This is a genomic window from Natrarchaeobius chitinivorans (genome assembly GCF_003841505.1).
Taxonomy (GTDB): Archaea; Halobacteriota; Halobacteria; order Halobacteriales; family Natrialbaceae; genus Natrarchaeobius; species Natrarchaeobius chitinivorans.
In genome coordinates, this window is record NZ_REGA01000002.1 from 146340 (window position 1) to 172514 (window position 26175).

The 26175-nt window shown below is 62.0% G+C and carries 23 protein-coding genes and 1 pseudogene; 12 read left to right on the forward strand and 12 right to left on the reverse strand.

Annotation, left to right across the window (positions count from 1 at the left end):
* Positions 1 to 203 precede the first annotated feature (203 nt).
* On the forward strand, positions 204 to 449 hold the full coding sequence (locus EA473_RS03130; protein WP_124194217.1) for a hypothetical protein: 246 nt from the start codon (positions 204 to 206) through the stop codon (positions 447 to 449).
* Between the two features lie 179 nt (positions 450 to 628).
* On the opposite strand, the gene EA473_RS03135 is transcribed toward EA473_RS03130, so the two are convergent.
* A complete protein-coding gene (locus tag EA473_RS03135) occupies positions 629 to 1177 on the reverse strand; it encodes a hypothetical protein (RefSeq protein ID WP_124194218.1) in 549 nt (182 codons plus the stop codon).
* A 151-nt stretch (positions 1178 to 1328) separates the two neighbouring features.
* Between EA473_RS03135 and EA473_RS03140 the strand changes: the two genes are divergently transcribed.
* Positions 1329 to 1748: a winged helix-turn-helix domain-containing protein gene (locus EA473_RS03140; RefSeq protein WP_124194219.1), complete on the forward strand. Its 420-nt coding sequence runs from the start codon at positions 1329 to 1331 to the stop codon at positions 1746 to 1748.
* 128 nt (positions 1749 to 1876) lie between these two features.
* On the opposite strand, the gene EA473_RS03145 is transcribed toward EA473_RS03140, so the two are convergent.
* Both EA473_RS03145 and EA473_RS03150 read right to left on the reverse strand, forming a co-directional pair.
* The gene (locus EA473_RS03145; RefSeq protein ID WP_124194220.1) at positions 1877 to 2416 is read right to left on the reverse strand and encodes a CBS domain-containing protein; all 540 of its coding nucleotides are present in this window, start codon (positions 2414 to 2416) and stop codon (positions 1877 to 1879) included.
* A gap of 79 nt (positions 2417 to 2495) precedes the next feature.
* Complete coding sequence (locus tag EA473_RS03150; RefSeq protein WP_124194221.1) at positions 2496 to 2846, reverse strand: DUF555 domain-containing protein; 351 nt, start codon at positions 2844 to 2846, stop codon at positions 2496 to 2498.
* Between the two features lie 354 nt (positions 2847 to 3200).
* Between EA473_RS03150 and EA473_RS22120 the strand changes: the two genes are divergently transcribed.
* Together EA473_RS22120 and mvaD are read left to right on the forward strand one after the other, a co-directional pair.
* A complete protein-coding gene (locus tag EA473_RS22120) occupies positions 3201 to 3371 on the forward strand; it encodes a hypothetical protein (RefSeq protein WP_165875189.1) in 171 nt (56 codons plus the stop codon).
* Between the two features lie 171 nt (positions 3372 to 3542).
* Positions 3543 to 4526 (forward strand): phosphomevalonate decarboxylase MvaD, encoded by a 984-nt coding sequence (mvaD, locus tag EA473_RS03155; RefSeq protein WP_124194222.1) that lies wholly within the window; start codon positions 3543 to 3545, stop codon positions 4524 to 4526.
* Positions 4527 to 4645: 119 nt separating this feature from the next.
* Here the strand turns inward: mvaD and EA473_RS03160 are convergent, their stop codons facing one another.
* On the reverse strand, positions 4646 to 5545 hold the full coding sequence (locus EA473_RS03160) for a formate/nitrite transporter family protein (protein WP_124194223.1): 900 nt from the start codon (positions 5543 to 5545) through the stop codon (positions 4646 to 4648).
* 249 nt (positions 5546 to 5794) lie between these two features.
* A complete protein-coding gene (locus EA473_RS03165; protein WP_124194224.1) occupies positions 5795 to 6922 on the reverse strand; it encodes a M24 family metallopeptidase in 1128 nt (375 codons plus the stop codon).
* 235 nt (positions 6923 to 7157) lie between these two features.
* On the opposite strand from EA473_RS03165, the gene EA473_RS03170 reads away from it, so the two are divergent.
* Positions 7158 to 8309, forward strand: a complete 1152-nt coding sequence (locus EA473_RS03170) for an NAD(P)/FAD-dependent oxidoreductase (RefSeq protein ID WP_124194225.1) — start codon at positions 7158 to 7160, stop codon at positions 8307 to 8309.
* A 456-nt stretch (positions 8310 to 8765) separates the two neighbouring features.
* On the opposite strand, the pseudogene EA473_RS03175 reads toward EA473_RS03170, so the two are convergent.
* Positions 8766 to 9978, reverse strand: a pseudogene (locus EA473_RS03175) (IS4 family transposase).
* 827 nt (positions 9979 to 10805) lie between these two features.
* On the opposite strand from EA473_RS03175, the gene EA473_RS23180 reads away from it, so the two are divergent.
* Entirely contained in the window at positions 10806 to 11045 is a 240-nt protein-coding gene (locus EA473_RS23180) for an HNH endonuclease (protein ID WP_394341293.1), read from the forward strand.
* Positions 11042 to 11650, forward strand: a complete 609-nt coding sequence (locus tag EA473_RS03185; protein ID WP_165875191.1) for a J domain-containing protein — start codon at positions 11042 to 11044, stop codon at positions 11648 to 11650. Before EA473_RS23180 ends, EA473_RS03185 begins: the two co-directional genes overlap by 4 nt.
* Before the next feature lie 260 nt (positions 11651 to 11910).
* Here EA473_RS03185 and EA473_RS03190 read toward each other — a convergent pair whose 3' ends face one another.
* Positions 11911 to 13041, reverse strand: coding sequence for a DUF354 domain-containing protein (locus EA473_RS03190; RefSeq protein WP_124194228.1), 1131 nt, complete (start codon positions 13039 to 13041; stop codon positions 11911 to 11913).
* A 173-nt stretch (positions 13042 to 13214) separates the two neighbouring features.
* Between EA473_RS03190 and EA473_RS03195 the strand changes: the two genes are divergently transcribed.
* Positions 13215 to 14132, forward strand: coding sequence for a glycosyltransferase family 4 protein (locus tag EA473_RS03195; RefSeq protein ID WP_124194229.1), 918 nt, complete (start codon positions 13215 to 13217; stop codon positions 14130 to 14132).
* Positions 14133 to 14227: 95 nt separating this feature from the next.
* On the opposite strand, the gene EA473_RS03200 is transcribed toward EA473_RS03195, so the two are convergent.
* The 4 genes from EA473_RS03200 to EA473_RS03215 form a co-directional block, all read right to left on the reverse strand.
* Positions 14228 to 15196: an NAD-dependent epimerase/dehydratase family protein gene (locus tag EA473_RS03200; RefSeq protein WP_124194230.1), complete on the reverse strand. Its 969-nt coding sequence runs from the start codon at positions 15194 to 15196 to the stop codon at positions 14228 to 14230.
* The gene (locus EA473_RS03205) at positions 15196 to 16146 is read right to left on the reverse strand and encodes a DUF362 domain-containing protein (RefSeq protein ID WP_124194231.1); all 951 of its coding nucleotides are present in this window, start codon (positions 16144 to 16146) and stop codon (positions 15196 to 15198) included. The genes EA473_RS03200 and EA473_RS03205 overlap by 1 nt, the downstream gene beginning before the upstream one ends.
* Complete coding sequence (locus tag EA473_RS03210; RefSeq protein WP_124194232.1) at positions 16143 to 17246, reverse strand: Gfo/Idh/MocA family protein; 1104 nt, start codon at positions 17244 to 17246, stop codon at positions 16143 to 16145. The genes EA473_RS03205 and EA473_RS03210 overlap by 4 nt, the downstream gene beginning before the upstream one ends.
* Positions 17247 to 17535: 289 nt before the next feature.
* Positions 17536 to 18483, reverse strand: a complete 948-nt coding sequence (locus tag EA473_RS03215) for a polysaccharide deacetylase family protein (protein ID WP_124194233.1) — start codon at positions 18481 to 18483, stop codon at positions 17536 to 17538.
* A gap of 553 nt (positions 18484 to 19036) precedes the next feature.
* On the opposite strand from EA473_RS03215, the gene EA473_RS03220 reads away from it, so the two are divergent.
* Positions 19037 to 20629, forward strand: coding sequence for an alkaline phosphatase family protein (locus tag EA473_RS03220; protein WP_124194234.1), 1593 nt, complete (start codon positions 19037 to 19039; stop codon positions 20627 to 20629).
* Between the two features lie 51 nt (positions 20630 to 20680).
* A complete protein-coding gene (locus EA473_RS03225; protein WP_124194235.1) occupies positions 20681 to 21040 on the forward strand; it encodes a hypothetical protein in 360 nt (119 codons plus the stop codon).
* Positions 21041 to 21295: 255 nt separating this feature from the next.
* Here the strand turns inward: EA473_RS03225 and EA473_RS03230 are convergent, their stop codons facing one another.
* Positions 21296 to 22660, reverse strand: a complete 1365-nt coding sequence (locus tag EA473_RS03230; RefSeq protein WP_124194236.1) for a hypothetical protein — start codon at positions 22658 to 22660, stop codon at positions 21296 to 21298.
* A gap of 436 nt (positions 22661 to 23096) precedes the next feature.
* On the opposite strand from EA473_RS03230, the gene EA473_RS03235 reads away from it, so the two are divergent.
* Together EA473_RS03235 and mct are read left to right on the forward strand one after the other, a co-directional pair.
* Complete coding sequence (locus EA473_RS03235; RefSeq protein WP_124194237.1) at positions 23097 to 24902, forward strand: hypothetical protein; 1806 nt, start codon at positions 23097 to 23099, stop codon at positions 24900 to 24902.
* 51 nt (positions 24903 to 24953) lie between these two features.
* Positions 24954 to 26174, forward strand: coding sequence for a succinyl-CoA:mesaconate CoA-transferase (gene mct, locus EA473_RS03240; protein WP_124194238.1), 1221 nt, complete (start codon positions 24954 to 24956; stop codon positions 26172 to 26174).
* The last annotated feature ends 1 nt before the right edge of the window (position 26175 follow it).

Sequence of the window (26175 nt, forward strand, 5' to 3'; positions counted from 1 at the left end):
TCCGACCACGGCCGGTTCCGAGACGGTGATCCGAATCGAACTCGAGCGGGATCCGTTCACCGGACCGGCTGGAAAGATGCCGACCTGAACGTAGCGGTGACGTTCGGTCGTGCAGGTGTCGGTTCCAGTCCGGTCGAATTCAGGGACCTTCCTGACCGCTGAGATACGTATGTGGTTTTGTCGTTTGGCCGGCTATCTACGGTATGGCACCGCCAATTCCCCCCAGAAATCGTCGTCAACCGTCGACACGTGCTCGTCTCGAGCGGGTCGAAACCCGCCTCGATTCGGCGGAAGCCCGGATGGCGCGATTACAGAACACGCTTCGGGGTGTCGCCCGGGAAGCCGACGTTTCGATCGGTTGTCCCTGCAACCGCTGTGGCCGAAGCCACTTTCTCGTCAAAAACGGGGAGATGTACTGTCCGGAGTGTCGGTTTCGACAGTCACTGTGAGCACGGAACCGTTCGCCTTACTGCCGACTGCTCCGATGTACCGACCGGCCGCAGACGGGTCGCGGGTGCGCCGGTGCTTCCAGCCAGCGGACCGTATCATACGGATTACTGTAACTGTGTACCGGAGCGACCGCGGGACAGCGCCCGGTCGCTCCGGTAATGATTTACAGTAAACCGTATCAGGGGACGTCGTCAGTTGCCTCGACGAGATCGGATTCGGTCTCCCATCGATACAATCGCCCCTCTTCCTCCATGAGGTCGAACACGCCGTCTTGCATCCAGCCGAACGGTCGCGACTCCTCTTCGTACTCGCGTTTCAGGACGTAGCTCTTCGAGAAGTACTCCTCAGTGCCCACGAGAAGTCCCTGCTCGACGAGAAAGTCGCTTGGCTCTTTCTCCGCGACGCCGACGATGTGGGTAACGAGGTCGGCGACGAGACAGAACTTCTGAATCCCGTTGTCCCACTCACCACGAATGTCGACCATGCGAAATGCGTAGGAGTCCGACCGGCGGTTCAATCGATCGACGACCAGGTTCAGTCTGCAGATTGGTTCCTGATCGTAGTTTCCGAGGACGAAGTACGTCCGATCGTGTTCGAAGATGGACGTCAACTCCCCGACCGCGTGTAGTATCTCCTCGTTGTCGGCGAGCGTGAGATCCGCTCTCTCGATGCGGTCGGCCACACTCGGAAGGGAGTCGTCCCCACTGGAGGGCTCCGTATCAGTCATACCCCGACGTTCTCGCGTCCGGGAAATAGAAGTTTCCGAGTCGTTTCCATTTACGATAGTCGATGGCAACGGCTCGAGTTCCCCGGCGGTTGACTCAAGAGTGGTATACTCCAGAGTAAATTACTTGTGACTCCACTCCGTAGGTGACCACATGAGTACCAGTCTGGGGACCGACGACGGTGGGCAAACGCGCGAACTCGTCCACTTCATCACCCAGGAGACGCGGTTCGCACTGATCAGTAACCTGCTTCAACACCCCGAAGGGCTGCCCTCGATGTACGAACTCGAGCAGTTGAATCCGAGCGTAAGCGAGGCGACGGTGTACAAACACGTTCAGAAACTGATCGACGCCGGCATCGTCGAGGAAGTGACGCTCCCGGACGACGAACGGCGGCAGGGATACCCGTGGAAATTCTACCGACTGACCGACGACGGGCGGACGTTTCTCGACGATCACAACCTGCTCGCGGCGGAGGAAACGTTACAGCGGATGTACGAGACGATTTCCGATAAACCGGAGAAGATGGTCAAATACGAGAACGCGCCTCGCCCGGATCTCGAGACGGCGTGAGAACCGTCACGGGTGGGCGTTCGCTTCGCTACCGCTGTAACAGGTCGGTCGTACTTGGGAATCGCGGGTTTCGATCGGTGACCGTTCGTTCCGCGGATTTCGATCGGTGACCGTGCGGAACGTCGGTATCAGGAAAAGCGACTCGCGATGTCCGCCTCGGTAATGATCCCGACGGTGTCGCCGGCTTCGGTAATCATCACGGCCTTGTAGTGTTCGAGGAGGTTTCCGATTTCGTCCAGCGTCGCGTCTTTCGAGACGGTCGGGAAGCTTTCGCTCATGTGCTCCTCGATGGGTTCGTCCCGAGCCTCGGAATCCAGTTGCACGAGGTCGCTCTGGCTGATCGAGCCGACCGGAATGCCGTCCTGAATAACCGCCAGTTGAGAGTAGGCTTCCGCCTCCATCTTTTGTGCAGCCTCGCTTACGGCCTCGCCGGGCGAGACGCTGACGACGGCTTCGTTCATCAGATCTTCGGCCCGGACGACGTCGCTTTCGGCCTTCTCGAGGGCGTTGACGATTCGCCGAAGCGTAGAGAGACGTGGATCGACGTCCCCGCCTTCGATGCGGGCGATAAGTGGCTGCGAGACGTCAGCTTTCTCGGCGAGTTCGCTCTGCGTGAGCCCGAGTTCGGTGCGGCGCTGGCGAAGATCCGCTGGGGTCGGGAGCTCCATACACGTCAATAACCACGGGTTATAGAAAGTGTTTTGGGTGGACGCTCCGCTTCGGTGACCCGGATTCCGGACGGGAGGGTTACTCGTCGGGTACTTCGATGATCTCGAGAACGGACAGCGGCACGTCTCGTAACGCGCCACCGACTTCGCTCTTTGCGATCCGAGAGGCGTGTTCCTCGCCGTCGGCGTTGAAGACCTCCATCTCGAGTCCGAGTCCGACGAGTGCGGTGTCGGCCGCGACGAACGCGGAGTCAAACGGTTCGCCACACGCCGGACAGCCTGTCGCTCCGACCTCGACTTCGACGTAGTCCATGCCTTCGCTGTTGAGTCGTTTCCCCGCTTCGCTGACGGCGACGCCGATCGCGTCGTCGATCTCTTCGACGTCACGAACGAGCCACGCTGCTTCCATCGCGACGAGATAGTTTCCCATACAACCTCGTCGGCCCGGGGGGTTTCCTGCTTTGCGGTTCGACTCCCGGATCGCCGACTCGTACTGCCGGACGGACAATGCACACACCGATCGCGAGACGATCCGAACCACGACTCGTGAACGCGCCGCAGTGCGCACGTGAATCGAATAATGGTCATAAGTTACGAGAATTGTCGGAGTCGATTCCCACCTGCATAGCCGGATCCAGGCTCGAGTACACCCTGAGTTGTGCTCCCTAAAAGCCAGGTTGAATCGCAAGACTGCGTCGACCCGATCGATAATCAACAACCATTATACTAACTGTGATTCAAGAAAGCTTATATACTCCCTCCGTCTGAGCACGGCTGAACGCTGATGATAACCCGCGCGTACCACGCGACACTGTTCGCACTGTACCAACTGTGCATTGTGATCGGAATCGTCGCAATGCCGCTCGCAATCGCCGCCCGCCAGGCAGGGATCACCCTCCCGATCCACCGGCTGCTTGCGAACGTCGAGCAAGCCTACGAAACCTCCCAGCCCTGATGAGCGCCTAAGAGATTTTCCCGTGTCGAGTTCGTGTCCAGTCACTCGAGTACATTCCAGCTACTGGAATCGTCGATGCTCGTATGTGCGGTCGTGAACCCGTCGGTGAAGTGGTGACCGTCCGGAACAGATGCCGTGACCTTTAAGCGGCCGTCACTCACGTGTGGGGGTATGAAAGCGACCGCGATGGCCCACCCGATCCAGGGGCTGGTCAAGTACCACGGGATGCGCGACGATATCGAGCGACTTCCCTACCACGACAGCATCAGCCTCTGTACGGCACCGAGTCACACCCGGACCACCGTCGAATTCTCGATGGACTACGACGACGACACGTTCGTCGTAGACGGCGAAGAACTCGAGGGTCGTGCCGCCGAGCGGGTGGAAGCTGTCGTCGAGAAGGCTCGCTCGCTATCGGACGCCGCGCACACGGTGTATCCCGTCCGCCTCGAGAGCGAGAACAGTTTCCCGTCAAACGTCGGACTCGGCTCGTCGTCGTCGGGATTCGCGGCTGCGGCGATGGCGCTCGCGGAGGCGGCCGACCTGGACCTCTCGCTGCCCGAGATTTCGACGATCGCCCGCGTCGGCTCGGCGTCGGCCGCCAGGTCGGTGACGGGTGCGTTCTCGCAACTCGACGCCGGATTGAACGACGACGACTGTCAGTCACGACGCGTTCCGACGAACCTCCACGAGGATCTGAAGATCGTCGTTGGCCTCGTTCCGTACCACAAGGAGACCGAAGACGCCCACGAGGAGGCCACAGACAGCCACATGTTCCAGGCCCGAAACGCCCACATCCACGACCAGATCGTCGAGATGCGCGACGCATTACGTAGCGACGACTTCGATCGCGCGTTCGGACTCGCCGAGCAGGACTCACTCTCGCTCGCGGCGACGACGATGACCGGTCCCTCGGGCTGGGTCTACTGGCAGCCCGCGACGCTCGCCATCTTCAACCGCGTGCGCGAACTCCGCGAGCAAGAGGACATCCCGGTCTACTTCTCGACGGACACGGGAGCGAGCGTCTACGTCAACACCACCGAGAAACACGCCGAACGCGTCGAAGAAGAGATCTCCGAGTGTGGGGTTTCGACGACCACCTGGAGCGTCGGCGGCCCTGCCCGATTGCTCGAGGAGGACGACCACCTGTTCTAGCATCTCCCCAAACAGCGGTCTAAGGGGAGAATAAGGGAGTTCTGTCCGGTTCGGCCCTGCCGTTCAGGGGTAGAACGTCACCGTTCCGATCGCGCCGAAGTATCGGACGCGTTCGAAGATCAGTCTTCGAGCATCTGCTCGAGTTCCTCTTTCTCCCGTCCCGTGTTCCAGGTGAACAGCCACTCCCGAAATCCGAGACGGCGGCTCGGGTCCTCCTGGATGAACGTCGGCGTCTGGAAGTAGTTCACGATAGTAACGAGCAACACGCCGCCGAACGTGTTTCCGAGCAAGACGGGAAAGGCGAAGTTGTACGCGCCGTGGACGAGGCCGACCTGTCCTTCGAGGACGAGATAGACGACTTCGGTACTCGCGACGACGACGTGGAACAAGTTACCGAGCGGAATCGCCAGAAACGCCATGTAAACGAGAAGGAATCGTGCCGTCGCGTTCTGGACGCCGAAATCCAGCCAGACGACCCCGGCCACGATCAATCCCGCGAACGCAGCCTTGAAAAACAGAGCCATCCATTCCGTGTTGATCCCGGCCATGCCGATCTCCGTCGCCGTTTGGGCGACGTCCGGAGAGAAAACCCCGCCGTACGATAACGCGGCTGCTCCTATCGCGCCCCCGAGAAGGTTACCCAGAAGGACGACGGTCCACATTCCCAGCATCGCCGGAACGCTCGCCATGCGTTCGATAACGAGGGCGACGGGGGGAAGCGTATTCTCGGTGTACAGCTGATAATTCCCCAGGATGATATACACGAACCCGATGGGGTACAGCAACGCACCGATTATCGGAATTCCACCCGCTGCGTCGGTCATCGACGCGTACAGTAGCACTGTCAACGTGATCGCAAAACCCGCTGCAAGACCACTGAAAAAGAGTTCCCGGAAGCTCCGTGAAATCTCTTCGTCCGCATCTACGATGACGCGTTCGAAAATTTCCTCGGAGGTAAACCGATCCCGCAACACGGAACTCTCAGATAGATCTCTGTTCGTTTCCAGTTCTTGGCCCATTACGAACGCTACTAACCAACTGGTGAAAAGAGTTCACGTTCGAGATAGAGAATGCGGCCGAATGCTAAATATTTCTCCGAAAACCCAGATATAATTCGAAGGAGGCGACCAGCTTACGAACGATCATGTACGAGCCCCCATCATCTGCAGAATCGATCCGCGGACGCGATCGGGTTTTCCGCGATCGTCGGCCGGGACCGACTCGCCGCGTCGCCGACGACGATCGGCTCCGGGGCCGTCGGCCGGGTTCTACGAATCGGCGTCGAGGGGCCGCCACGTCCGCGGCGAGTCGTTTAGCCGCTCACAACCGTCGTCGGTGACGACGACCAGATCTTCGATCCTCACACCAAACTCGCCCTCGAGGTAGACGCCGGGTTCGACGCTGAACACCATGCCGGGCTCGATTTTTCGGTCGTTTTCGCTCGTGATATACGGCGGTTCGTGGACGTCGAGGCCGACGCCGTGGCCGGTTCGATGGACGAACCGATCGCCGTAGCCCCGCTTCTCGAGCAATTCACGAGCCGCCCGGTCGACCTCTCGGGCTTCGATGCCGGGTTCGACCGCGTCGATCGCCGCCTGCTGGGCAGCCAGAACGGCGTCGTGGACGTCCTCGAACTCCGCGGGCGGGTCGCCGTCGAAGACGACGGTTCTGGTCTGGTCGCCGGGATACCCTGCGGTCCAGGTACCGAAATCCAGAACGACGGGATCACCGGACTCGATCGTCCGCTCGCCGTGGCGGTGGTGCGGACGGGCTCCGTTCGGTCCGGAGCCGACGACGGTCTCGAAGGAGACTCCGTCGCCGCCGGCCTCCTCGAGACGTCGCCCGATCTCGCGTGCGAGTTCGCGTTCGGTCAGCCCGACGGCGTCCGGACCCAGTTCGCGAACGGACTCGCTCACGGCGTCGGAAATCCGGGCCGCCTCGCGAAGCGCCTCGAGTTCGGCGTCGTCCTTCCGCAGACGCAGGTCCTCGAGGACCGCACTCGCCAGGCCGAAAGACGCGTCTGGGAACGTTTTCCGGAGGTCCTGGGTGAACAGCGCCCACATACGGTCGTCGACCAGCAACTGACCGCCCGCGAGGTCGAGTTCGTCGCCGATCGACGCGAGCAACGCCGTCGGGTCCTCGTCGTCACTCCACGTCCGGACGTCGTCGATCGGTGATTCATCACGGATCTGGTGGTCGTACATCTCGGGAGCGAGAAACAGCGCGCGGTCGGGCGAGACGAACAGAAACAGGTGGCGTTCCATCGGCTCGTCCTCGAACCCCGACAGGTAGTACATGTTCGAACTCGGAAAGCAGACGAGCGCGTCGATTCCTCGCGCCGCGAGTCGGTCACGGGCACGCTCGAGTCGGTCGTCGATGGCTGTCTCGTCGATCATAGCAGTGAACGCGTTGACGAAGATTGGGTTCGGATCGACCTGAGACGTTCGGTTCGGAACCGAGTCGTCGGAGATTGCTCGCCGCAGCGGCCCACGAGTCGCACGTGGGCCGAATAGCGCGTCCGCCAGATCCGCCAGTTCTGTCGCATCCGTCGAATCGGGGCTGGTGTGGCGTGTGAGGAGCGTCGCCTGTGTCGTCCGACAGTATATATTCCTCGAGCGAGTAAGTGGAAGTATGCACGTCGTCGTCCTCGGAGCGGGGTACGCTGGACTGACGACGACCCGATTGCTCGAGCGTACCCTTCCCGCCGAAGTCGATATCACGGTCGTCGATCGGTCGCCGGATCACCTCGTCCAGCACGAACTGCACCGGGTGATCCGACGGCCGGAAGTCGCCGAGGAGATAACTGTCGCGCTGCCGGAGGTGCTCGACCGGGCGAGCGTTCGCGTCGGTCGCGTCGAATCGGTCGATCGGGACGATCGGACGATTTCGCTGTCGGGGGGAACGCTCTCCTACGACGTCGCTGCCATCTGTCTCGGGGCTCGAACCGCGTTCTACGGGCTCGAGGGTGTTCGCGAGCACGCGACCCCGCTCAAACGCCTCGCCGATGCGTTCAGGATTCGAAACCGCGCGCTCGAGGTCCTCGGGAACGACGACGCCCGGATCGTGGTCGGCGGTGCCGGCCTCTCGGGAATCCAGGTCGCCGGCGAGTTGGCAGCGCTCGCCACCGAGCGCAACGCCGGAGCGAGGATTACGGTCCTCGAGCAGTTCGATACCGTCGCGCCGACGTTTCCGGCGAATTTTGGGCAGGCGGTCGAACGCTCGCTGGCGAACGCAGGCGTCGAGGTCCGGACCGGGGCGACCGTTCGAGAGGCCGACGCGGAGACGGTTACCCTCGAGAGCGGCGAATCGCTCTCGGCCGATCAGTTCGTCTGGACCGGCGGTATCAGGGGATCGGACGCCTTCGACGGGGACCGGCCGACGGTCCGGGGTGATCTCAGACTCGACGAGCGAACGTTCGCCCTCGGAGACGCTGCCAGAGTGGTCGACGCCGACGGCGAACCGGTTCCGGCGAGCGCGCAGGCGGCCGTCCGCCAGGCCCGGACGGCGTCAACCAACGTGGCCCGTGTCGTCGACGCCCAACGGAAGGGAACGGACGCCTTCGACCCTCGAATGGCGTCGTTCAGTTTCCACTCGCCGGGCTGGCTGGTCAGCGTCGGCGACGACGCCGTCGCACAGGTCGGACCCGCGGTCGTCACCGGCCGGGCAGCGAAAGCGCTGAAGTCGACGGTCGGCGTCGGCTACCTCTCGGCCGTCGGTGCGACCGAAACGGCGCTAGGACGTGTCCGAGACGAACTCGACCCCCGTTCCCGCTCGAGGTACTGACGGTGATCGACAGCCCAGATGGGCGGGTAATATCTCCACATTGATATCTAGGTGTGGAGCAAGACCAGTCGCTCCGAACCGGGTAAGGACGATTCATCGTTGGGGATTTGTGTCACGAAGTAAATAAATTTGACCCCCACCGTAACTCGTTCAGTTATTGCTGTATGCGTGGTACGGTTATACCACACGCTGGGAGTGGTTGATACAGAAATCCCAACACCCAGTGTGGCGAATTGGGCCAGAATGATTTTATTGGTGGCTACTTTCTGACACTGTGAATGAGCACGTCCAAAAAAACTGTCGTCGAACGAGTTCAACAGGAGGTTGCACGTGACCCCTCAGTTGGGCTACAGTACATCGACCGCCTCGAGACGTGGCTGGTCCACGAGGACCCCCAGATCCGATACGGTGCACTGGACATCGCGATCAAATTGTCGGGCCACTATTCGTCTTTAGCTAAGACTCACACCTCGGTTGCGTAGCGGTAGCGAGCGTCTCTTGTAACACTGGCCGTTGCTGGTGGATCTTCTGTGCATCGTCGATCAGTCGGTCGAGCAGCGGTGGCGGCGAGTAGCCAAGATATTCGCCAAGTTCGTGGAGGATGAGCTGGGCGTGCGACCGGAAGGTCGCCGCCCAGCGTTCCGGCGGAAACACGATCTCATCGTCCGCCTGTTCGGTGACCAGATCGAGCAATTCACGACTCACGAGCAGTGACAGCAACGCCGCGTACAGCAGAATTTCGACAACATGCTTCTTTGTCGTGTCGAACTCGTCCAGTTCGTACTGCGTCTTCAACTCACGGAATAGCAACTCCACCTCCCACCGACACCGATAGATCGTCCCTAGATCCGACGGCAGGAACTCTTCTCTCGGGAGATTCGTGATGTACAGGTGGTAGTCGTCGGCGTCCTCTTTGCGGACGCCGACGACGCGAAACCGCTTTGTATCGCGTGACTGCGTTCCTCCGTACGGTCTTCGGTCGAACTCGGCTTCGACTTCCACGTCGATGTACTCGCGGTGCAGATCATCCACAACATTGTGGATCTTCTCACCTTCCAAGGGAATGGCGCGCCCGCGCCATTCCCGTAATTCCTCCGTTACGACCGGATTTGCGCTCTCTTTCAGCCGACTCACGAAGTAGCCGTCGTTCTCATCGATCAACGCGAAGCGGCGGTACTTGAAGTAGGCTCGGTCGAACAGAACGAGCCGATCTTCGAGCCACGATCCTGTGTTAAACAACGTGCTGTCGTGCGTTTTCTCGTCAGTCACGTCGAGACGTTCTATCGTCTGCTCAGTGGCATTATGGAGCAGGTGGAGCTTCGACGGTTCCATCAGCGATCATCACATCCCTGAATCGGTCGATATCGGCGTCAACAGTGTCAGGGACAGCGACCTCGTCGAGGCCACGCTCGACGAGGTCGCGGAAGTACTCTGCGAGAGACGGCGTCAACCGGTGATAGAAGCCGCCGGGAGAGATTGTCTCGTCGGCAGTGGAGTTGTAGCTGCGTCTGAAGCCAGCGAGTGTTCGGCTTTCGCCTGCGGCGAAGCCGAACACGAATGCCCAGACGAAGGCGGGAATCTGGAGCTTGCGGTCACGTTCGACCACGCCGAGTTCCTCGGCGTGCTCTTCGAGGAACTCGGAGGGAAACAATGTAGTGAGCCGACGCATAATCCGAGATGAGGAGGCTTCGTTGTGCACACTCGTCGCCTCCTCATTCCTCTCGAAAAGATGCCTCGATAAGCCGGCGCTGTCACGTGGTTTCTCGCTTAGCTAAAGACGGATAGTCGGGCCACTACCCGGCTCAACTTCGAGAGCAGGTCCCCGGTATCGTCTCACGGTTAGATGACGAATCTGTTGCAGTTAGATGTGCTTCCCTTACCGTTATCTACAACCTCGCACGGTGGTACCCGCAGGCGTTCGGACACACGACAGAATATCTCTTCTGCGTTGTTCGAGAAAGCGAAGAAGACAAAGAGAGGACGACTGCAGTAGGGGTACTCGCCCGAATGGGCGTCATGCTTCCCACTGTGGTTACTCCCAGAGAAGACATTAGAGACAGCCTCAGCGCTTTTCTAGAACGAACCGACGGCGAAGAGCTGCTCGACTCGTGTAGTATCGATACCGAACTCGTCGAAACTGCAGTAGACGTTCTTTCGGGTGGAGATATGGCCAGCCGTCCACTCGAGGCAGATCTGGCACCGACTCCACGAAAGACGACCGTGAGTAAGCCAACTCAACTCGGCTTTCGAGGTGTTTTATGGGGGGCGATGGTCCCGCTGTTCTTTTTCGTGGCGTTGATCAACGCCTTACGCTTTGCGTGGCGGTTTAGATACCTGAGCCCGATGGGAAGAGCCGCGGTGATGATCTCCGAATTGCGGAAACTCACGTTCGTTTCGAACCGGAATCGACGAGCGCTCTATCTCCGGGCCTCGATGTGGCCAACGGCGACGCAGGTCTTTCCGTTCCTCCCTGGTCGAGCCCCCGTCTCTGAAAAAATGCGCGGTGAGACGAGACCGCTACCCGAGGATTGGGGGACACGCGCTCATCTGGTTCGCCACCGGGATGGATTCTACTGTCGAAACTGCGGAACCGGCGGCGGTCCGAACGGGAGTGCCGAGTTACACGTGGATCATCAGGTGCCCCGCAGTGCTGGTGGGAGTGATGAACCCGAGAATCTACGGACGTTGTGTCGTGGGTGCCACGAAGCACGACACGCGCGGGTGTTCGACACGTGAAATACTACGATATTCTCGGGGTCGATCGGGATGCGTCACAAGAAGAGATCAAGCGAGCATATCGAGAGAAAGTAAAGGAGACTCATCCCGATCAATCCGATCACCCAAACGCCGGCCAGCTGTTTATGCAGGTCAAAGAGGCCTACGACGTTCTTGGCGATCCCGATCGAAAAAACCGCTACGACAAACACGGGATATCGGGGACTTCGTCGGATGGTGGTGCCACGCAGTCGACCACCAGCGCCGATGCTGACGGTGTCGGGTGGAGGGCTCACACTCGAGGCACCGACCGTAGTGAATCGCTGTGGGAAGGCGTTCAGCGACAGAGCGACAAGCCGCCTGGAGTCGACGATATCGGGGGCTCTCGAGTAACGGTGGTTGCGGGGAACGTCGTCGCTGCGTTCACGGGAGTTCTCCTGGGGTTGGAAATTGTAATCTATTCAGTTGCTCGTCTTCAGGGGGAGCAGGTCGGTTTGATTTTTTCAGGCAGTATCGGAGTGCTGGGAGTAGTACTGTTCGCGTTAATTTTCTTTGTCGTAATAGCTGGCATCGAGCACCTGTTGGGGACTCATCGGACGATCCTCTCGTCGTATCCTAACACCTGATCGGTCTGTCAGAGTGGTTACCGGCCGATCGCAAGAAACCGCCGGCGATCGACCGGCATCGTACGGTTTGCTGTACGTCGTTGTCGGCGCACCCGCGACTCGGGCGTCGGGTGTGCTGGCACACAGTTACAGCAATCCGTATGAACCGATTCGTGTGGTCATACTGTCGGACAGAAGTCAGTGAGTCGCGAATTCCGGCCGTCGCCACTGGAGACGGCCGCAGGGGGCGACCGATATTCAAATAGTTCTGTCCGACAGTATCAATCGGAGGCCGACGAGCCGCGGTTCGATGTACCGACCCGGGGCTGAGGATGTAACGACCGTCGAACCGATGGATCCACTCGCTCGAGGGAGCCGCCGGCTTCCGCCACGTCGACCAGCAACTCGGTTAGATTCACCAGGTCACCGACGTACTCGCGTCGTCGTCGCTCCCAGCGCTCTGACGCGCTCGGATCGCCGACCAGTTCGAGCGACCGATCGCGGACCGCGTCGTACTCGTCGAACTGTTCGGCGATCCCCACGCGCTCGAGTTCTCGAAATTCTCCGTATTCGTGGTCGTCAGTCCCACGGAAGCGCAACGCGGGCGTTCCGAGGAGCGCGGCCTCGTTGACCATCGTTCCCGTGTCCGCGACGAGTAACGACGCTTCGGCCATCGCGTCGTGGATCAACGCCGGATGGAGGTCGTACTGGCGAGCCGGGAGGTCTTGTAGGTCCATCTCGCCGCCTTCGTCCGAGACGAACACCGTCGCCCGCTCGCCGAGGCGCTCCAGCAGATCCCGCCGCTGGTCTCGCGTGAACCCCTCGAGTCCGGCGTCGTGAAGCGCGTCGAGGGCGTTGAACCGCACCAATGCGTACGGCTCTTCGGGATCGACGCCGAGGTACTCCCGAACCGCCTCGTCGGGTTCGAACACCTCGGGGTGGAGATACGCACACTCTTTGAACCCGTCGAAGGTGTAGTGTGCGTCGCCGAGGTCGCGACGGGTGACCGCGGGCGAGATGATACAGTCGGCGAACGGCCGCGAGACGGTGTGGTTGAAGTCGCCGGGTTCGTCGTCGAGGACCAGTACGACCGGCGTTCGAGTAACCGTTCCTGCCAGTGCGGCGTACGGCCCCCGCCCGAAGATTACGTCGGGCCGAAATCGGACGCTCTCCGTGACGATTCGGCCGGCCTGTTCCGCGAGCTCCCGTGCGAGTTGGGGTTTCGACGGAGCGGTCGTATCGTGCCTGCCGTACCGACGATAGGGAAGTCCGAAAAAGTCGAGTAAGTCGGTCGTACAGGCGTACTCCCTCGTCAGCACGAGGACGTCGTGGCCCGCGCTCTCGAGCCTGTCGACGGCGTGGCGATACAGGTGAACGTGTGCGGGCGTGTTAGCGAAGACGAGAATCCGCATCGGTGGCGATTGCCTCCGCGTGCGCTTTGTAATCGTACACGTACAAACGAACGAGAACCGTCCGGAAACGGACCACCGTCGCTACCGGGGCCACCCTATTCCGAACGAGCGAACCTGTCGGAAAAAGGGATGGATAACGAAGCCTCGTCGGTGGGTTCGACAAGTCGAACCGAATGCACGTGCTCGCGCTCACGACGAACGACGATGCGCCGTTCATGAACGAGCAGATGCGGATCATGGAGCGCCGAGGCGTCTCGTTTTCGACGCTGTCCGTCTCCGGCGACGGCCGCGCGGGTCACTCGAGGGGCCCGACGGACTACCTCCGATTCCTTCCGTCGGTCGTTCGCGAATCGGCCAACGGGTACGACCTGGTCCACGCCCACTACGGGCTGACGGCACCGATGGCGGTCGCACAGCTTCGAAAACCGGTCGTACTCTCGCTGTGGGGGTCGGATCTTTACGGCCCCGTCGAACCGATCAGCCGGGCGTGTGCGCCGCTTTGTGACGAGGTCGTCGTCATGTCCGAGGAGATGCGCCGGTACCTCGGGCGCGACTGTACGGTCGTCCCCGACGGCGTCGACCTCGAGAAGTTCCAGCCCGGATCACAGTCTCGAGCGCGCGAGGCGGTCGGCTGGAGCGACGACGAGTATCAGGTACTGTTCCCGTACACGCCCAAACGGACGGTGAAGAACTACCCGCGCGCACGACGGATCGTCAACGCCGTCAACGGGCTGGTCGACCGGCCGGTCCGGCTTCACACCGTCTACGGCGTCGACCACGACGCGGTCCCCGACTACATGAACGCCGCCGACGCGCTGTTGTTGACCTCCGACAGCGAGGGCTCGCCGAACTCGGTGAAAGAAGCGCTCGCCTGTAACCTCCCGGTCGTCTCCACCGACGTCGGCGACGTCAGCGACCGGCTCGAGGGCGTCTCGCCGTCCGTCGTCGCGAGCGACGACGAAAAATTGATCGAGGGGCTCCGGACGATCCTCGAGTGCGGTGAGCGATCGAACGGCAGGGAGGCCGCACGAGAGATCAGTATCGACCGCACGACCTCACGGATGATCGAAGTGTACGAACGGGTCGTCTGATACGGTTTTCTGTACGTCATTGCCGGCGCACCCGCCGCCCGGGTCGCGGGTGCGCCGGTACACAGTTACAGTAATCCGTATGAACGGGTCGGGTTCTACGCGTTTTGCTCTCGGTACCACGCCACCGTCTCCGGCAGGTGGGCCTCGAGCGGTTCGTACTCGTATCCCAGCTCATCGTGGGCTTTCTCCGAACTGTAGAACAGTTTCTGGGTCGCGAGGCGCGCCATCTGTCGGTCGAACGGGAACACCTGTCTGTCGGTGACCGCCCCGACGGCTTCGGCGACCGGGCCGGCGGCGTGGATCGCAGTCGATGGGACGGGGACGCGAGCGGGAGAGCCGTCTGCGTGGTCGGCGACGCGGGAGGCCGCCCGATCGTAGGTGAGGTTTTCGCCACCGAGGATGTAGTGTTCTCCGCTCGTGCCGTCGTGGTATGCGCCGAGCACGCCGTCGACGACGTCCGAGACGCCGACGATACTCAAGCCACCAGGGAGGTACGCCGGCATCGTCGGCTCGAGACCCATCGCGAGTAGCTGGGGGGTAAACGAGTCGTCACCCGGGCCGAAGATCGAGGTCGGGTGAACGGTAACGGCGTCGCCGTCGGTTTCGGCGTATCGATCGACGAGTCGTTCGGCCGCCGCCTTCGAGGACTGGTAGGCACCGATCGGCTCGGCGACGTCGGATTCGTCGGCGAACCGTTTCGTCCCGTTCGTCCGTCGCGTTCCGGCCGTGCTCGCGAAGATCAGGCGGCCGACGTCCGCGTCGCGACAGGCCGAAAGCAGCGTGGCCGTTCCGTCGCGGTTGACCCGTTCGACTGTTTCGGGACCGGCACTCCAGAGACCGACACCCGCGAGGTGGAACGCGGCGTCTACCCCGTCGACGAGCGGTCGAAGTGTCTCCTCCTCGAGAACGTCGCCGACGTACCAGTCGACGTCCTCGAGCCCGTCTCGGTCGGAGCTCGGGCGGCTAAGACCGCGGACGTCCCACCCCTCCTCGAGCAGGCGCTCACAGAGGTGGGTTCCGAGAAACCCCGTCGCACCGGTAACGGCCGCCGTTCCCGCCGACATTACCGCCCCTCCTCGAGTTGTGGCGGGACGGCGTCGCGACCGATCGCCGCGTAGAGGCGATACGCCGTCGTCACGGCGGGGTGGGTGGCTCCGGACGGCGGCAACTCGCCCCCCGAGAGGCGCTCGCGGAGCGCGTCGAGGTCCAGGTGGTGGCGACCGCGGCCGACGCGCTCGATACTGATCGGATCGTCGCGATCCTCGAGCGCGAGCGAGAGCGCTCGGTCTTTCTCGGTCGGACACCCGAGAAGGGAGCCGGCGAGGGCGTCGACCGGCGAGACCGGGCCGGAAAAGACGGCGTTCGCCGCGTGGGGCTCGCCGCCGTAGGCGATCGTCGCGTCGAGAACGGAGAGGAACGGATCGAGAACCGTCGTGGACGCGACGGTCGTCGCCGCCGGATCGGCCGTCGATTCCGCGGTCGCCGCGAGCGTCCGCATTCCGCCCGCAACCGTCTTCGATTCCGTCGGCCTGAGAGTCGGAACGACGACGACGGTGCGCTCGAGGAGACGCGTCGGTACCGAAACCGAGACCGATCGTCCGTCGATATCGCACAGTTCGGTCGTTCGTGCGTCTCCGTCGTCGAGTCCGACGAACTCCGCCCCAAAGCGCTCGAGGAGTGACGGATATCCAAGATACGTCGCTGCCCGGTCGACGTCGATCCCGTCGGTTTCGGCGACGACGTCGACGTCGGCATCGAGGTGCGACTCGAGGGTAGAAACGATCGTGCCGACGAGAGCGGGGTCGGTTACCATTCCCGTCGATGGGTGAAACGGGTAGTGGACGTCGGGGACGATGGCGATCCGCTCTTCGTTCGGAAGGGATTCGAGCGCCGGGCCGAGAACGGCTTCGATCGGCGACTCGAACGCCGCCATCCGCGAGTCGATGTCTGGGTTCCAGTTTCCATCGCGACCGTTCTCTCCGACGATCGCTCCGCGAACGGGCTCTTCGGTCATAGCGTCACCTCGGGCACTGTCTCCTCATCCTGATCGGATCGAATTGCCGTCTCGTAGGCCGTCTCGGCGAACTCGAGTGCGCGTTTCCCGTCTTCGCCGGCGACGGGCGGCCGTTCGTCGTTGCGAACCGCGTCGACGAAATCGGCCAGCGCGTCGTAGTGTGCCTGGAGGTAAAACGTCGGCCCGAAGACGTCGGAATCGGTTCCGGTTACCCGACTCGCGACGTTCGCGAGCGCCGATTTCGCCGCGCTCGCATAGAAGTTCTCCGGCAGGTACTCCTCGTTGCTGATCGTTCCCGTCACGCCCTCGAGACGGAGTCGGGTGTTGACCTCGGGAAGCTGTTCCCACTGGTAGGAGCCACAGTGGAGCGTGATCGTCGTCTCGGTTTCGGGGGCGTGAATGAGGACGGTTGCGGCGTCTTCGACCGGTAATTCGAGCGTTTCGCCGATGGTTGCGCTTTGGACCTCCAGATCGCCGAACAGCCACTCGAGAACGTCGAAACAGTGAATGCCGAGTTCGAGCAGCGAACCGCCGCCGGCCGCCTCGGAGTCGAGGGGCCACTCGGGAGGCGTTTGCGTGACGGGAGGACGACCGAGCGGCCCGTCGTTGAGTCGCGTGATCGTCGCGTACGGAACGTGGCCGACGCTGCCGTCCTCGTAGGTCTCCTTGACACCGACCACGTCTGGCTGGTATCGGAGCGTGTGATCGACGCCGACGGCGATTCCCGCATCGTCGGCAGCCTCGAGCATTCGGTCGGCTTCTTCGGTCGAACGGGCGAAGGGTTTCTCGACGAAGACGTCGACGCCGGCCGCGGCGGCTTGTTCGACGGCGTCGGCGTGTAAAAACGGCGGCAGCGCGACGATAGCCGCGTCGAGGTCCTCCGACTCGAGGAGCGTCGCGTAATCGTCGTACGTTCGAGAGACGCCGGTACGTTCCGCCCGCGTCCGATTTTCCGGTCGCGCGTCGGCCGCTGCGGGGACGTCGACGCCTGGCATAGCGAGTGCGGATTTCAGATGTACCATTCCGATGTTTCCAACCCCGAGAACGCCCACGGAGAGCGAACTCGAGTTCGTCCACTGTCCGAGAAGTGCCGTATTCATCTGTCCAAGAGGGGGGGCCGCGTCGGGCTTTGTTATCGTCGTCGTACAGCCTGCACCGCCGCTGCATCTACCATTGTACATCTACTTTTCTGAGATATCGGCCCATAGGTGGCCGAAAACGAGGTTCTATCTGCTGATGAGGAACTCGCATTTCTGATAGTAAGAGCGAGATACAGCGCTCGGACGCCGTCGTTCCGCGAGACAGTATAGTAGCCACTGCACGTCATCCCACACCTGATCGCCGGATAGATCGGCGATGGGTGTGCAAATCGTTACAGCTGTTAGCATATTACCCGTCGGACGACGGAGCCCTGACCGATCTCGGTCCACTGTCGTTCCCCCCATCCGCCAGGGTTCGCCGGGCGAGTTCTCCCATCGTCTCGACGGTGAGGCCCGCTTCCGTCCGCCGTCGATCGATGTACTCGAGGATCGACCGCATCCGTTCGTCGTCCCGATCGTCGACGAGGTTGTTCGGGTGGAGCCACAGGTGACAGACGCCGTTTTTCTCGATCGCCTCGTCGATCCCGCGACGGGCCTGGACCACCATCGGGTCGCGCCAGACCGTCTCCGCGACCGTCCGTGCGGGCCCCTCGAACCCGAACAGAAACGCCGATGCGGGCACGTTCACCAGCCCGTATTCGTCGACCGACGGCTCGACGAGCAGCGACCGGTCACGGACCATCGAATCGAACAGTCCGCGGACGCCGTCGCCGGTCGGTGATCTACCCCGATAGCATCTGACTCCGTATTCTGCGAGCACGTCGCGGTGGTCCACGTCGTTTCGCGGATAGACGAACGAATCGACCGAGAGGCCCCAGTCGGCGGCGATCGACGCGCTTCGCTCGAGTTCGGCGGCAGCGAGGTTCCGGTCCGTCTTCGGATCGCCGAACAGAACGTGTGAAAAGGAGTGACTGGCGAACTCGTGGTCGACGTCGGACTCGAGGAGGTCCGTCACGAGATCCGGGGCGAACCGGAGGTCCTCGCGGTGGCGCCACTCGGATCGTTCGCGATCGAACCACCCCTCCGGAGCCGGATGGTCGTCGTGGCGACCGTCACACGACTCGAGCATCAGGTGACCGACGACCGCCCAGGTAGCTGGGACGTCGTAGGTGTCGAGCAGTTCGAGCATGGTCGACCAGCCGCGTCGACCGGCCTCGACCCGGTCGTCTGGCGGGGACTCGAGGTCGTGAAACCCCCACCCGAGTTCGGCATCGAGCGAAATGACGACGCTACCCATCGCGCCCACCACGACGTACGGTCATACCGGTACTGGTGTGAGCGGGTCGTTTTGTTAATGATCGCTTTTCCGCGTTCGTCCCGCGTTCGTCGTCACGTACGCCTTCGATCGTTCCGTTCGAATCGGCCCTTTGTCCGTGCCGTTCGAATCGGCTCTTTCGTCCCGCCTCCGACGCGAATCGTGCCTCGGTTTCACGAGTTGCCACGTGCTGTCGTCGATCCCGTTCTCGAGCATACCGGTGTCCACCCCGATCAGACTGATGCCCGCTCCGATCAGACCGATCGGTGGTGAGGGTGGCGTTGCCCGTCCTGGGGTGATCTCTTCCGTTTTCGCCGGCGGTTCGTACCGATCGTTTTCGCGGACGGTTCGAATCGCCCGGTTCAGCCGTCGGTTCGTATCACTCGAGTGAACTCCCAGAGCGAACGGATACTCGGGGCTGCCAACGGTAAGGCGACCGAACAGCGTTGCGCTGGATCGAAAGGAGTGTGAACACTCCCTATAACAAAGCGGACATCCGGCCACCTCCACGACAGCAGGCGTTCTCAGTACAATCATGAGCGGATCTACTCCCACGTCCGAACGAGCGTTCGTCCTCGGACTCGACGGTGTGCCGTGGAGGCTTCTCGAACAGTGGAGCGACGAGGGTGAACTCCCCAACTTCGCCCGAATGCGAGAGGAGGGGGCCTCGGGCCCGCTCGTCAGCACGAGTCCGCCGACGACTCCGCTGGCGTGGCCGTCGATCGCGACGGGCGTCTGGCCCGACAAACACGGCATCTACGGCTTCCAGAACCTATCCCCGGAGTACACCCACGAGATGTACACGAGTCGAGACCTGAAGCAACCGACGCTCTGGGAACAGCTATCCCCGGCACACGTCGGTAACGTTCCGATGACGTACCCGGTCAACGAGATCGACGGGACGATGGTTTCGGGGATGATGACACCCTCAACCGAGCGCGAGTTTACCCATCCACCCGATCTCGGCGACGAGATCGAGTCACGGATTCCCGACTATCGAATCAGCCTGGATTATCCGGAGTACGCCGGTCGACTCGACGCCTTCGAAGAGGCGGTCGACGAGATGCTCACGAACCGTCGCGAGTTGATGCGCATGCAAATGGAACGCGCCGGAGACGACTGGCAGCTGTTTTTCTTCGTTTACACGGCTCCCGACCGTTTTCAACACCTCACCTGGGAGATGGACCGACTCCTCGAACACTACCGGAAACTCGACGACCTGCTCGGTGAAGTAATGGAGTACACCGACCGACACGATGCCGACCTCTACGTCGTCTCCGATCACGGGTTTGGGCCGATCGACGAACTGATCTTCGTCAACCACATTCTGGAACGGGAGGGGTATCTCGTCAGGCGCGACGACGAGGGAACGAGGGGGGCTCTCGCGAGTCTGGGTATCTCCCGCGACCGAATCACGAACGTCTTGGAACGGGTGGGAATCTCCGAAGAAATGATCGTCTCGACGCTGCCCCGGGGACTCATCGATTCGGTCGCCGAACAGCTCCCCGGCGATCACGCCCTCTATGACGTCGACTACGACGAGACCGTCGCGTTCGTCCACGGAGCGGGCAACTGTTACATCAACGACAGCGAGCGCTTCGAAAACGGCGTCGTCGAACCGGTGGACGTACCGGACGTCAAATCCGAACTCGTCGACGTCTTCGAATCGGTCACCGACGGAGACGGAACCCAGTTGATTACGATCGAAGACGGCGACGAACTGTTTCCGACGGACGACGGCTCGCCGGATCTCGTCGTTAACGGAATCGACGGCTACGACTGCCGTAACGCCATCACCGACGAACCGTTCGGCGATACCGGAACGTACGCTGCAAGCCACCGGAAAGACGGCATCATCCTCTGTCACGGTCCGACGATCGACGCCGGTGCGACGTTACGGGGCGCTCGCGTCGTTGACGTCGCCCCGACGCTTTTACACGGCATCGGCGAACCGGTCCCCGAAAACGCCGACGGTCGCGTGTTGTTCGACGCGTTTCGCAACGACGCGACGCCATCCCGAACGAAAGTCAGACGCAGCGACGTCTCGAGCCGGAAACGAGGCGACGAGGTCGAAGAGGACTTCAGCGACGTCGAAAACCGCCTGAAGGGGCTGGGTTACATGGAATAACTCGAGGTTTGCAAGCAGGGGAACTACCCTTCCCGCTCGCCAACCTCGGCCATGGTCGACGAAGATCTCGAACTCGAGCGAGACCTCGGTGAGGCGACGATCGTCTACGAGGAACCGGACGAGGGAACGGTCCGAAAGACGGTCCCGAACGAACACGTCGCGTACTTTCAGGACCACTGGATTATCAAGACCGACGAGGACGACGAGGGCCACGACATCGTCCGCCGGATTCCATCCCGCCGGGTTCACTACGTCGAGCGGTCGGTCGAACAGTTCGAAGAGGAGGTTCAGACGCTGGTCGATCAGGTCCAGTCGTTCGCGTCGGACCTCCGGACGAAGATCCCCGTCGGGAGCGATCGGGACGACGACGACGATACGCGACCGATCGAAGTGGATATCGAAGAAGAGTAGCGGGCGCACGCTGGTGATCCGCTGCGTCGCGAACGGTCACCGGGAGTCAGTACCGTACCAACTAAAACGATTCCACCTCGAGTGCACTATCCGCGGTTCTCGCCCACTTCGTTCGGCTCACGGGTCACTACGTTCCCCGTTCGCCATCCCGCGGTTCTCGCTCGTTTCATTCGCTCCGAACCGCGTGCGCTCCGAACCGCGTGCGCTCCGAACCGCGTGCGCTCCGAACCGCGTGCGCTCCGAACCGCGTGCGCTCTACCGTGCGAGTCGCCTCTCCTCGAGCCGCGTTTTCATCGCCTTCACCGCCGGGTAGGTGACGTTGTAGAGACGATTCGGAACGTTTCTTGCCCCCGCGCGAAGCAATCGGTCGGTGAGAGGCGGGTGCGCCTCGGAGACGAGGTCCTCGAGGTCGACCGCGAGCAGCCACTCGAAAAACGCACGTTCCTCGGGTGATTCCGGCGTCGTCTTCCGAACCCGGTCGCGGATGTCCGCCCACATGTACCGTTCGTCCTCCCCGAGGACCCACTCGCCGCCCTCGAGTGCGCTCCGGATCCGATCGTAGTTCTCCGGGGAGAAAGGGTAGCCGTGTGCCGTCGGCTCGAGTCCCGAGAGACGGAGCCCAACGGCGGTTCGGTAACACTTCTCGCAGTCGCCGCAGTTGCCGTCCATTCGCCGGTTACAGGTCTGTAGCTCGAGCCTCGGGGCCTCGCTTTCGACGTACTCTGCGATGACGTCGAGGCGCTCCTGTCTCGTCAGGTCGTAGGCGTCGTGATGACACCGGGTACCGGCCCAGCGAACGTAGTCGTCGATGTCGGGTCGAGACCCCCACTCGAGGTCGATCCCCTCCCAGTGGGTCGCGCCGACGTACAGGTTCGAAATCCCTCGTGCGTACGCCATCGGGGCACAGAGGCCGAGCAGACCGAGTCCGTGACCGACGGAGCTGTACCAGGCGCCGTCGACGAACCGTTTGTAGTGTGCGAGTATCATCGGATGATCGAGCGCCGAGAGGACATTGGACTCGACGAACGCCGTCTCGAGGCCGCGCTCGTCGGCGAACGAGGTGACGCGACCGCGAAGGTCGTCCCACTTCGCGTCGTCGGCCGACTCGGTCGTAATCGTCCAGCCGCGGATACTCACGAGCGTCGGCGACTCCTCGCGGTGGCGGACGTACGAACAGGTCGAGTCGACGCCGCCGGTAAAGAGGAGGGCGCTGTCGCTACCGGGGTCAGCTTTGGCGTCTCCGTCGATCGATCGGGGACCGTCCGTGACCTGGCTCCCGGAAGCCGGGTCCGGATCGATCGTCTCGCGCGCGTATAGAATACCGCCTTCGAGGAAGTCGTACATCTCGAGCAACGACGCCTTGACGTCTTCGAGCGCGCGTGCGAACTCGGCGTCCACCTCGTCGACGTAGACGTCGGCCCCGTTCGCCCACGCGAGGGGACAGACGTTCGCGAGAACGGGAATCACGAGCACCCCTTCGGGAACCCCCTCGATCGAGCGGTCGTAGTCGGTTCTGAACGGTTCGCCCGAGAAAAACCGCTCCAGGTCGGCGGACGGACGAATTTCACACTCGAGCGTCGTTCCCTTCGCGGAGATCCGTTCGATAGTGATCGATGACATGGAAGTGACCGTCGGCCCGGAAGATCACGCCGCAGTACAAAAACGGGGTGAATCGTTGATCGACCGTTCGACCCGAAAGTAGTCTGTACGACGATACCGTTCGGATGTGGATGAAACGGCGTCGATGTATGGCGAACATACCGCTTGGCAAAGCGAAAACTGAAACTGCGTCTCGAACTGCCCCGTTTTTCTGGCGCCGTCTGGGCATCAGGAAGCCGTACGCGACGCCCACAGGACGCGTTGCGTGTCGACGGCTTTCGAGTGAGCGTCCGATCCACCGTCCCGGTTCTGGATCGGCGGACGGGCGTTTTCGGTGCTGTTGCGCTGTCTGGCAGGCGACAGTATAAGACCAGTATAACAAACCTCAGGTCCGATGATGGGGCGGTCGAGATATGTGTATCGATACGAGAGCCGCCGATATTGGGAGTGAGACTGTATGAGACGCACCGAATCGAACGTCGCGTTCGCTCTCGGATTCTTTGCGCTCGCACTCGGATTGCTGGTTGCGCGAGCAAATCCGGCGACGTCGTACGAAGCATCCGTCTACTCCGCGACGCCGACCGCTGTGTGGGCCTTCTTCGGACTCGCGCTCGCGATTAGCGTCGTGGCGGCACTCGCCTGCCGCGGCCGCTCGCAAACGCTCGGGATGGCTCTCGGTGGAACGACCGTCACGTCCATCGTGGGTCTCCCGGCGATCAGAAACTACCGGTTTTCGGGAATGGGTGATGCGCTTACACACCTCGGCTGGACGAGAGACATCGTCGACGGACAGTTGGCCCCCCTCGAGTTGATATACCCCGGCGTTCACACGCTCGGAACCGCGCTCCACTTTCTCGCTGGGATCCCGATAGAGCGGGCACTGCTCCTGACCGTCGTCGTCCTGTTCATCCCGTTCGTGATATTCGTGCCGCTGACCGTCCGGGATATCACCGGAAATCCGGCGGCCGTCGGAGTCGCAGCGATCGTCTCGTGGATGGTGTTGCCGATCAATAACGTCGCGACGCACATGGGTGTGCACACGAACTCCAACGCGTTGTTTCTGGTTCCGGTCGTCGTCTTCGCGCTCGTCGCGTATCTCCGACGCCGGTCGACGATCGAACGGCTCCCGTTCGGCGTTTCGCCGTTCAGCCTTCTCATCTACCTCTCCGGGATCGCGCTGTTGCTCGTTCATCCCCAGCAGATGATCAACGTCGTCGTCCTCGTCGGCGCGATCGCGTGCATACAATTTCTCGCACGGTGGCGGTTCGACGACCACCCGGTCGTGAAACAGCCGACGACGTACGCACACACGGTCGTCCTCGGCGCGCTGTTTGCGATCTGGACGGTATCGAACGAACGGTTTCGAACTGCGGCCGTCGGCCTGCTCGAGGGAATGGTCACTGCGGACGTCGGCGCGGGGGCCGAGGTCGACCAGCGTGGCTCCTCGCTCACCGAAATCGGCGGCAGCCTCGGCGAACTGTTCGTCGCGATGTTCCTGGATGCCGCCGTTATCGCGGTCATCGTTGGACTGTTCGTTCTGGCGACCTGGCTCGGATTGACCAGACTCGACCGCGAGGCGTCGACGTTCGTCACGTACTTCGCGCTGGCGCTGGTTCCGCTTGGCGGTATCTTCCTGATCTATTTCGTCGGGACCCCCACGATGGCGTTCCGGCAAGTCGGATTCATCTTCGTCATCCTGACGATCCTCGCGGGTATCGCGGTCGCTCATCTCGTCGGCGGTGCCTCGAGAGTGATCACGAGGTCGGGCGCGACCACCGTCGCGTCGGTCGCACTGGGGGCCCTCCTGGTCCTCGGACTGATGACGGTGTACGCCTCGCCGATCATCTACAATCCCGGCCAGCACGTGACCGACCAGCAGTTCAGCGGCTACGAATCCGCGCTCGAACACGGTGCCGAAGACTACCCCCACGCCGGCCTGGGATACGATCCGTTCCGGTACGATCACGGACTCAACGGTCTCGAGGGCGAGGAGACGCTCAGTGGCGCGACGGTCGCGACCGGGGAAGCCGATCCGGACGCGCTCGAAACGGGGAACTACACCGGAGCGTATCACGGCTTCGACTACTACCTGATCGTCACCGACTACGACGTCACGAGAGAAATCGACGTCTATCAGGAGCTACACTACAGCGCCGAGTCACTCGAGGGACTGGACTCGGAACCGACCGTGAACAAGGTGATCTCGAACGACGAGTTCGAGATGTATGCCATCGCTAGCGACGAGGAAGACGCCGACGAGTAGAAAACAGCCTGCATAACAAAGCCGAGAACTGCCTTCGAGGCCGATACGACAATGTCTGCCCTCGACGACGTGTGTGTGCTGGATCTGACGAGGGTCCTCGGCGGACCGTACTGTACCATGTTGTTAGCCGACATGGGTGCCGACGTGGTGAAAGTCGAACCACCGGGCGGCGATTTCGTGCGGGAGACGCCGCCGTTTCACGAGGACGACGACAGCTTCGGCGGCTACTTCCAGAGCATCAACCGCGGGAAGCGAAGCCTGGAACTCGACCTCACGAAAGAGGGCGACCGGGAGGAGTTCCGATCGCTCGTCGAGACGGCCGACGTCGTCGTCGAGAACTATCGGGCCGGAACGATGGAAAAGTTCGGTCTCGAGTACGAGCGACTGGCCGAGATCAACCCACAGATCATCTACGCTTCGATGCGTGGATTCGGCGATCCGCGGACTGGCTCGAGTCCGAAACAGGACGAACCGGCGTTCGATCTCGTCGCGCAAGCGCTCGGTGGCGTCATGCACCACACCGGTCAGAAAGACGGTCCGCCGACGAAAGTCGGCTTCGGCGTCGGCGATATCTTCACCGGGACACTCCACGCGGTCAACATTCTCGGGGCGTTGCACTATCGCGACAGGACCGGCGTCGGTCAGTTCGTCGACACGGCGATGTACGACGCGATGATCAGCCTCGCCGAGCGGGCAGTCTACCAGCACTCCTATACCGGAGAGACCCCGACCCGTCGGGGGAACGCCCATCCGACCCTGTTTCCGTACAACGCCTTCGAGGCTGCCGACGGATACGTCGTCATCGCGGCGCTCACCGATCGCCACTGGCAAAACCTGTGTGAGCGGATGGACCGGCCGGAGTGGGCCGTCGATTACCCGACCGCCACGGATCGCCTCGAGAACCGAGATCGGCTCCAGGAGGGGATCGCCGACTGGGTTCGATCGCTGTCGGTCGAGTCGGTTCTCGAGACGTTAAACGGTGCGGTTCCCTGCGGCCCCGTTCAGGACGTCACCGACATCTACGACTGTGAACACGCTCGACAGCGGGAGATGCTCGTCGAGGCGGAACTCCCGAACGCCGATGATACGGTGACGATCGCCGGCACGCCGATCAAAATGGCGAAAACGCCGCCGTCTCCGGGCGATCGAGCCCCACTTCTGGACGAGCATCGGCGGGAACTCGTCGACACGGAACCGTCGGCGCAGTCGGATCAGAGGGAAAGCGACTCGAACCGCGTCGGAGTGACCGACGGAAACCCACAGGACGATTGAC

Excerpts from the sequence above, each read along its gene's own strand:
- EA473_RS03190 (WP_124194228.1), bottom strand. The coding sequence starts at position 13,041 with ATGCGGATTCTCGTCTTCGCTAACACGCCCGCACACGTTCACCTGTAT.
- EA473_RS03140 (WP_124194219.1), top strand. The coding sequence starts at position 1,329 with ATGAGTACCAGTCTGGGGACCGACGACGGTGGGCAAACGCGCGAACTC.
- EA473_RS03130 (WP_124194217.1), top strand. The coding sequence starts at position 204 with ATGGCACCGCCAATTCCCCCCAGAAATCGTCGTCAACCGTCGACACGT.
- EA473_RS03200 (WP_124194230.1), bottom strand. The coding sequence starts at position 15,196 with ATGTCGGCGGGAACGGCGGCCGTTACCGGTGCGACGGGGTTTCTCGGA.
- EA473_RS03225 (WP_124194235.1), top strand. The coding sequence starts at position 20,681 with ATGGTCGACGAAGATCTCGAACTCGAGCGAGACCTCGGTGAGGCGACG.
- EA473_RS22120 (WP_165875189.1), top strand. The coding sequence starts at position 3,201 with ATGATAACCCGCGCGTACCACGCGACACTGTTCGCACTGTACCAACTG.
- EA473_RS03210 (WP_124194232.1), bottom strand. The coding sequence starts at position 17,246 with ATGAATACGGCACTTCTCGGACAGTGGACGAACTCGAGTTCGCTCTCC.
- mct (WP_124194238.1), top strand. The coding sequence starts at position 24,954 with ATGTCTGCCCTCGACGACGTGTGTGTGCTGGATCTGACGAGGGTCCTC.
- EA473_RS03145 (WP_124194220.1), bottom strand. The coding sequence starts at position 2,416 with ATGGAGCTCCCGACCCCAGCGGATCTTCGCCAGCGCCGCACCGAACTC.
- EA473_RS03150 (WP_124194221.1), bottom strand. The coding sequence starts at position 2,846 with ATGGGAAACTATCTCGTCGCGATGGAAGCAGCGTGGCTCGTTCGTGAC.
- EA473_RS03215 (WP_124194233.1), bottom strand. The coding sequence starts at position 18,483 with ATGGGTAGCGTCGTCATTTCGCTCGATGCCGAACTCGGGTGGGGGTTT.
- EA473_RS03165 (WP_124194224.1), bottom strand. The coding sequence starts at position 6,922 with ATGATCGACGAGACAGCCATCGACGACCGACTCGAGCGTGCCCGTGAC.
- EA473_RS03170 (WP_124194225.1), top strand. The coding sequence starts at position 7,158 with ATGCACGTCGTCGTCCTCGGAGCGGGGTACGCTGGACTGACGACGACC.
- EA473_RS03230 (WP_124194236.1), bottom strand. The coding sequence starts at position 22,660 with ATGTCATCGATCACTATCGAACGGATCTCCGCGAAGGGAACGACGCTC.
- EA473_RS03135 (WP_124194218.1), bottom strand. The coding sequence starts at position 1,177 with ATGACTGATACGGAGCCCTCCAGTGGGGACGACTCCCTTCCGAGTGTG.
- EA473_RS03160 (WP_124194223.1), bottom strand. The coding sequence starts at position 5,545 with ATGGGCCAAGAACTGGAAACGAACAGAGATCTATCTGAGAGTTCCGTG.
- mvaD (WP_124194222.1), top strand. The coding sequence starts at position 3,543 with ATGAAAGCGACCGCGATGGCCCACCCGATCCAGGGGCTGGTCAAGTAC.
- EA473_RS03195 (WP_124194229.1), top strand. The coding sequence starts at position 13,215 with ATGCACGTGCTCGCGCTCACGACGAACGACGATGCGCCGTTCATGAAC.
- EA473_RS03220 (WP_124194234.1), top strand. The coding sequence starts at position 19,037 with ATGAGCGGATCTACTCCCACGTCCGAACGAGCGTTCGTCCTCGGACTC.
- EA473_RS03205 (WP_124194231.1), bottom strand. The coding sequence starts at position 16,146 with ATGACCGAAGAGCCCGTTCGCGGAGCGATCGTCGGAGAGAACGGTCGC.
- EA473_RS03235 (WP_124194237.1), top strand. The coding sequence starts at position 23,097 with ATGAGACGCACCGAATCGAACGTCGCGTTCGCTCTCGGATTCTTTGCG.
- EA473_RS23180 (WP_394341293.1), top strand. The coding sequence starts at position 10,806 with ATGCGCGGTGAGACGAGACCGCTACCCGAGGATTGGGGGACACGCGCT.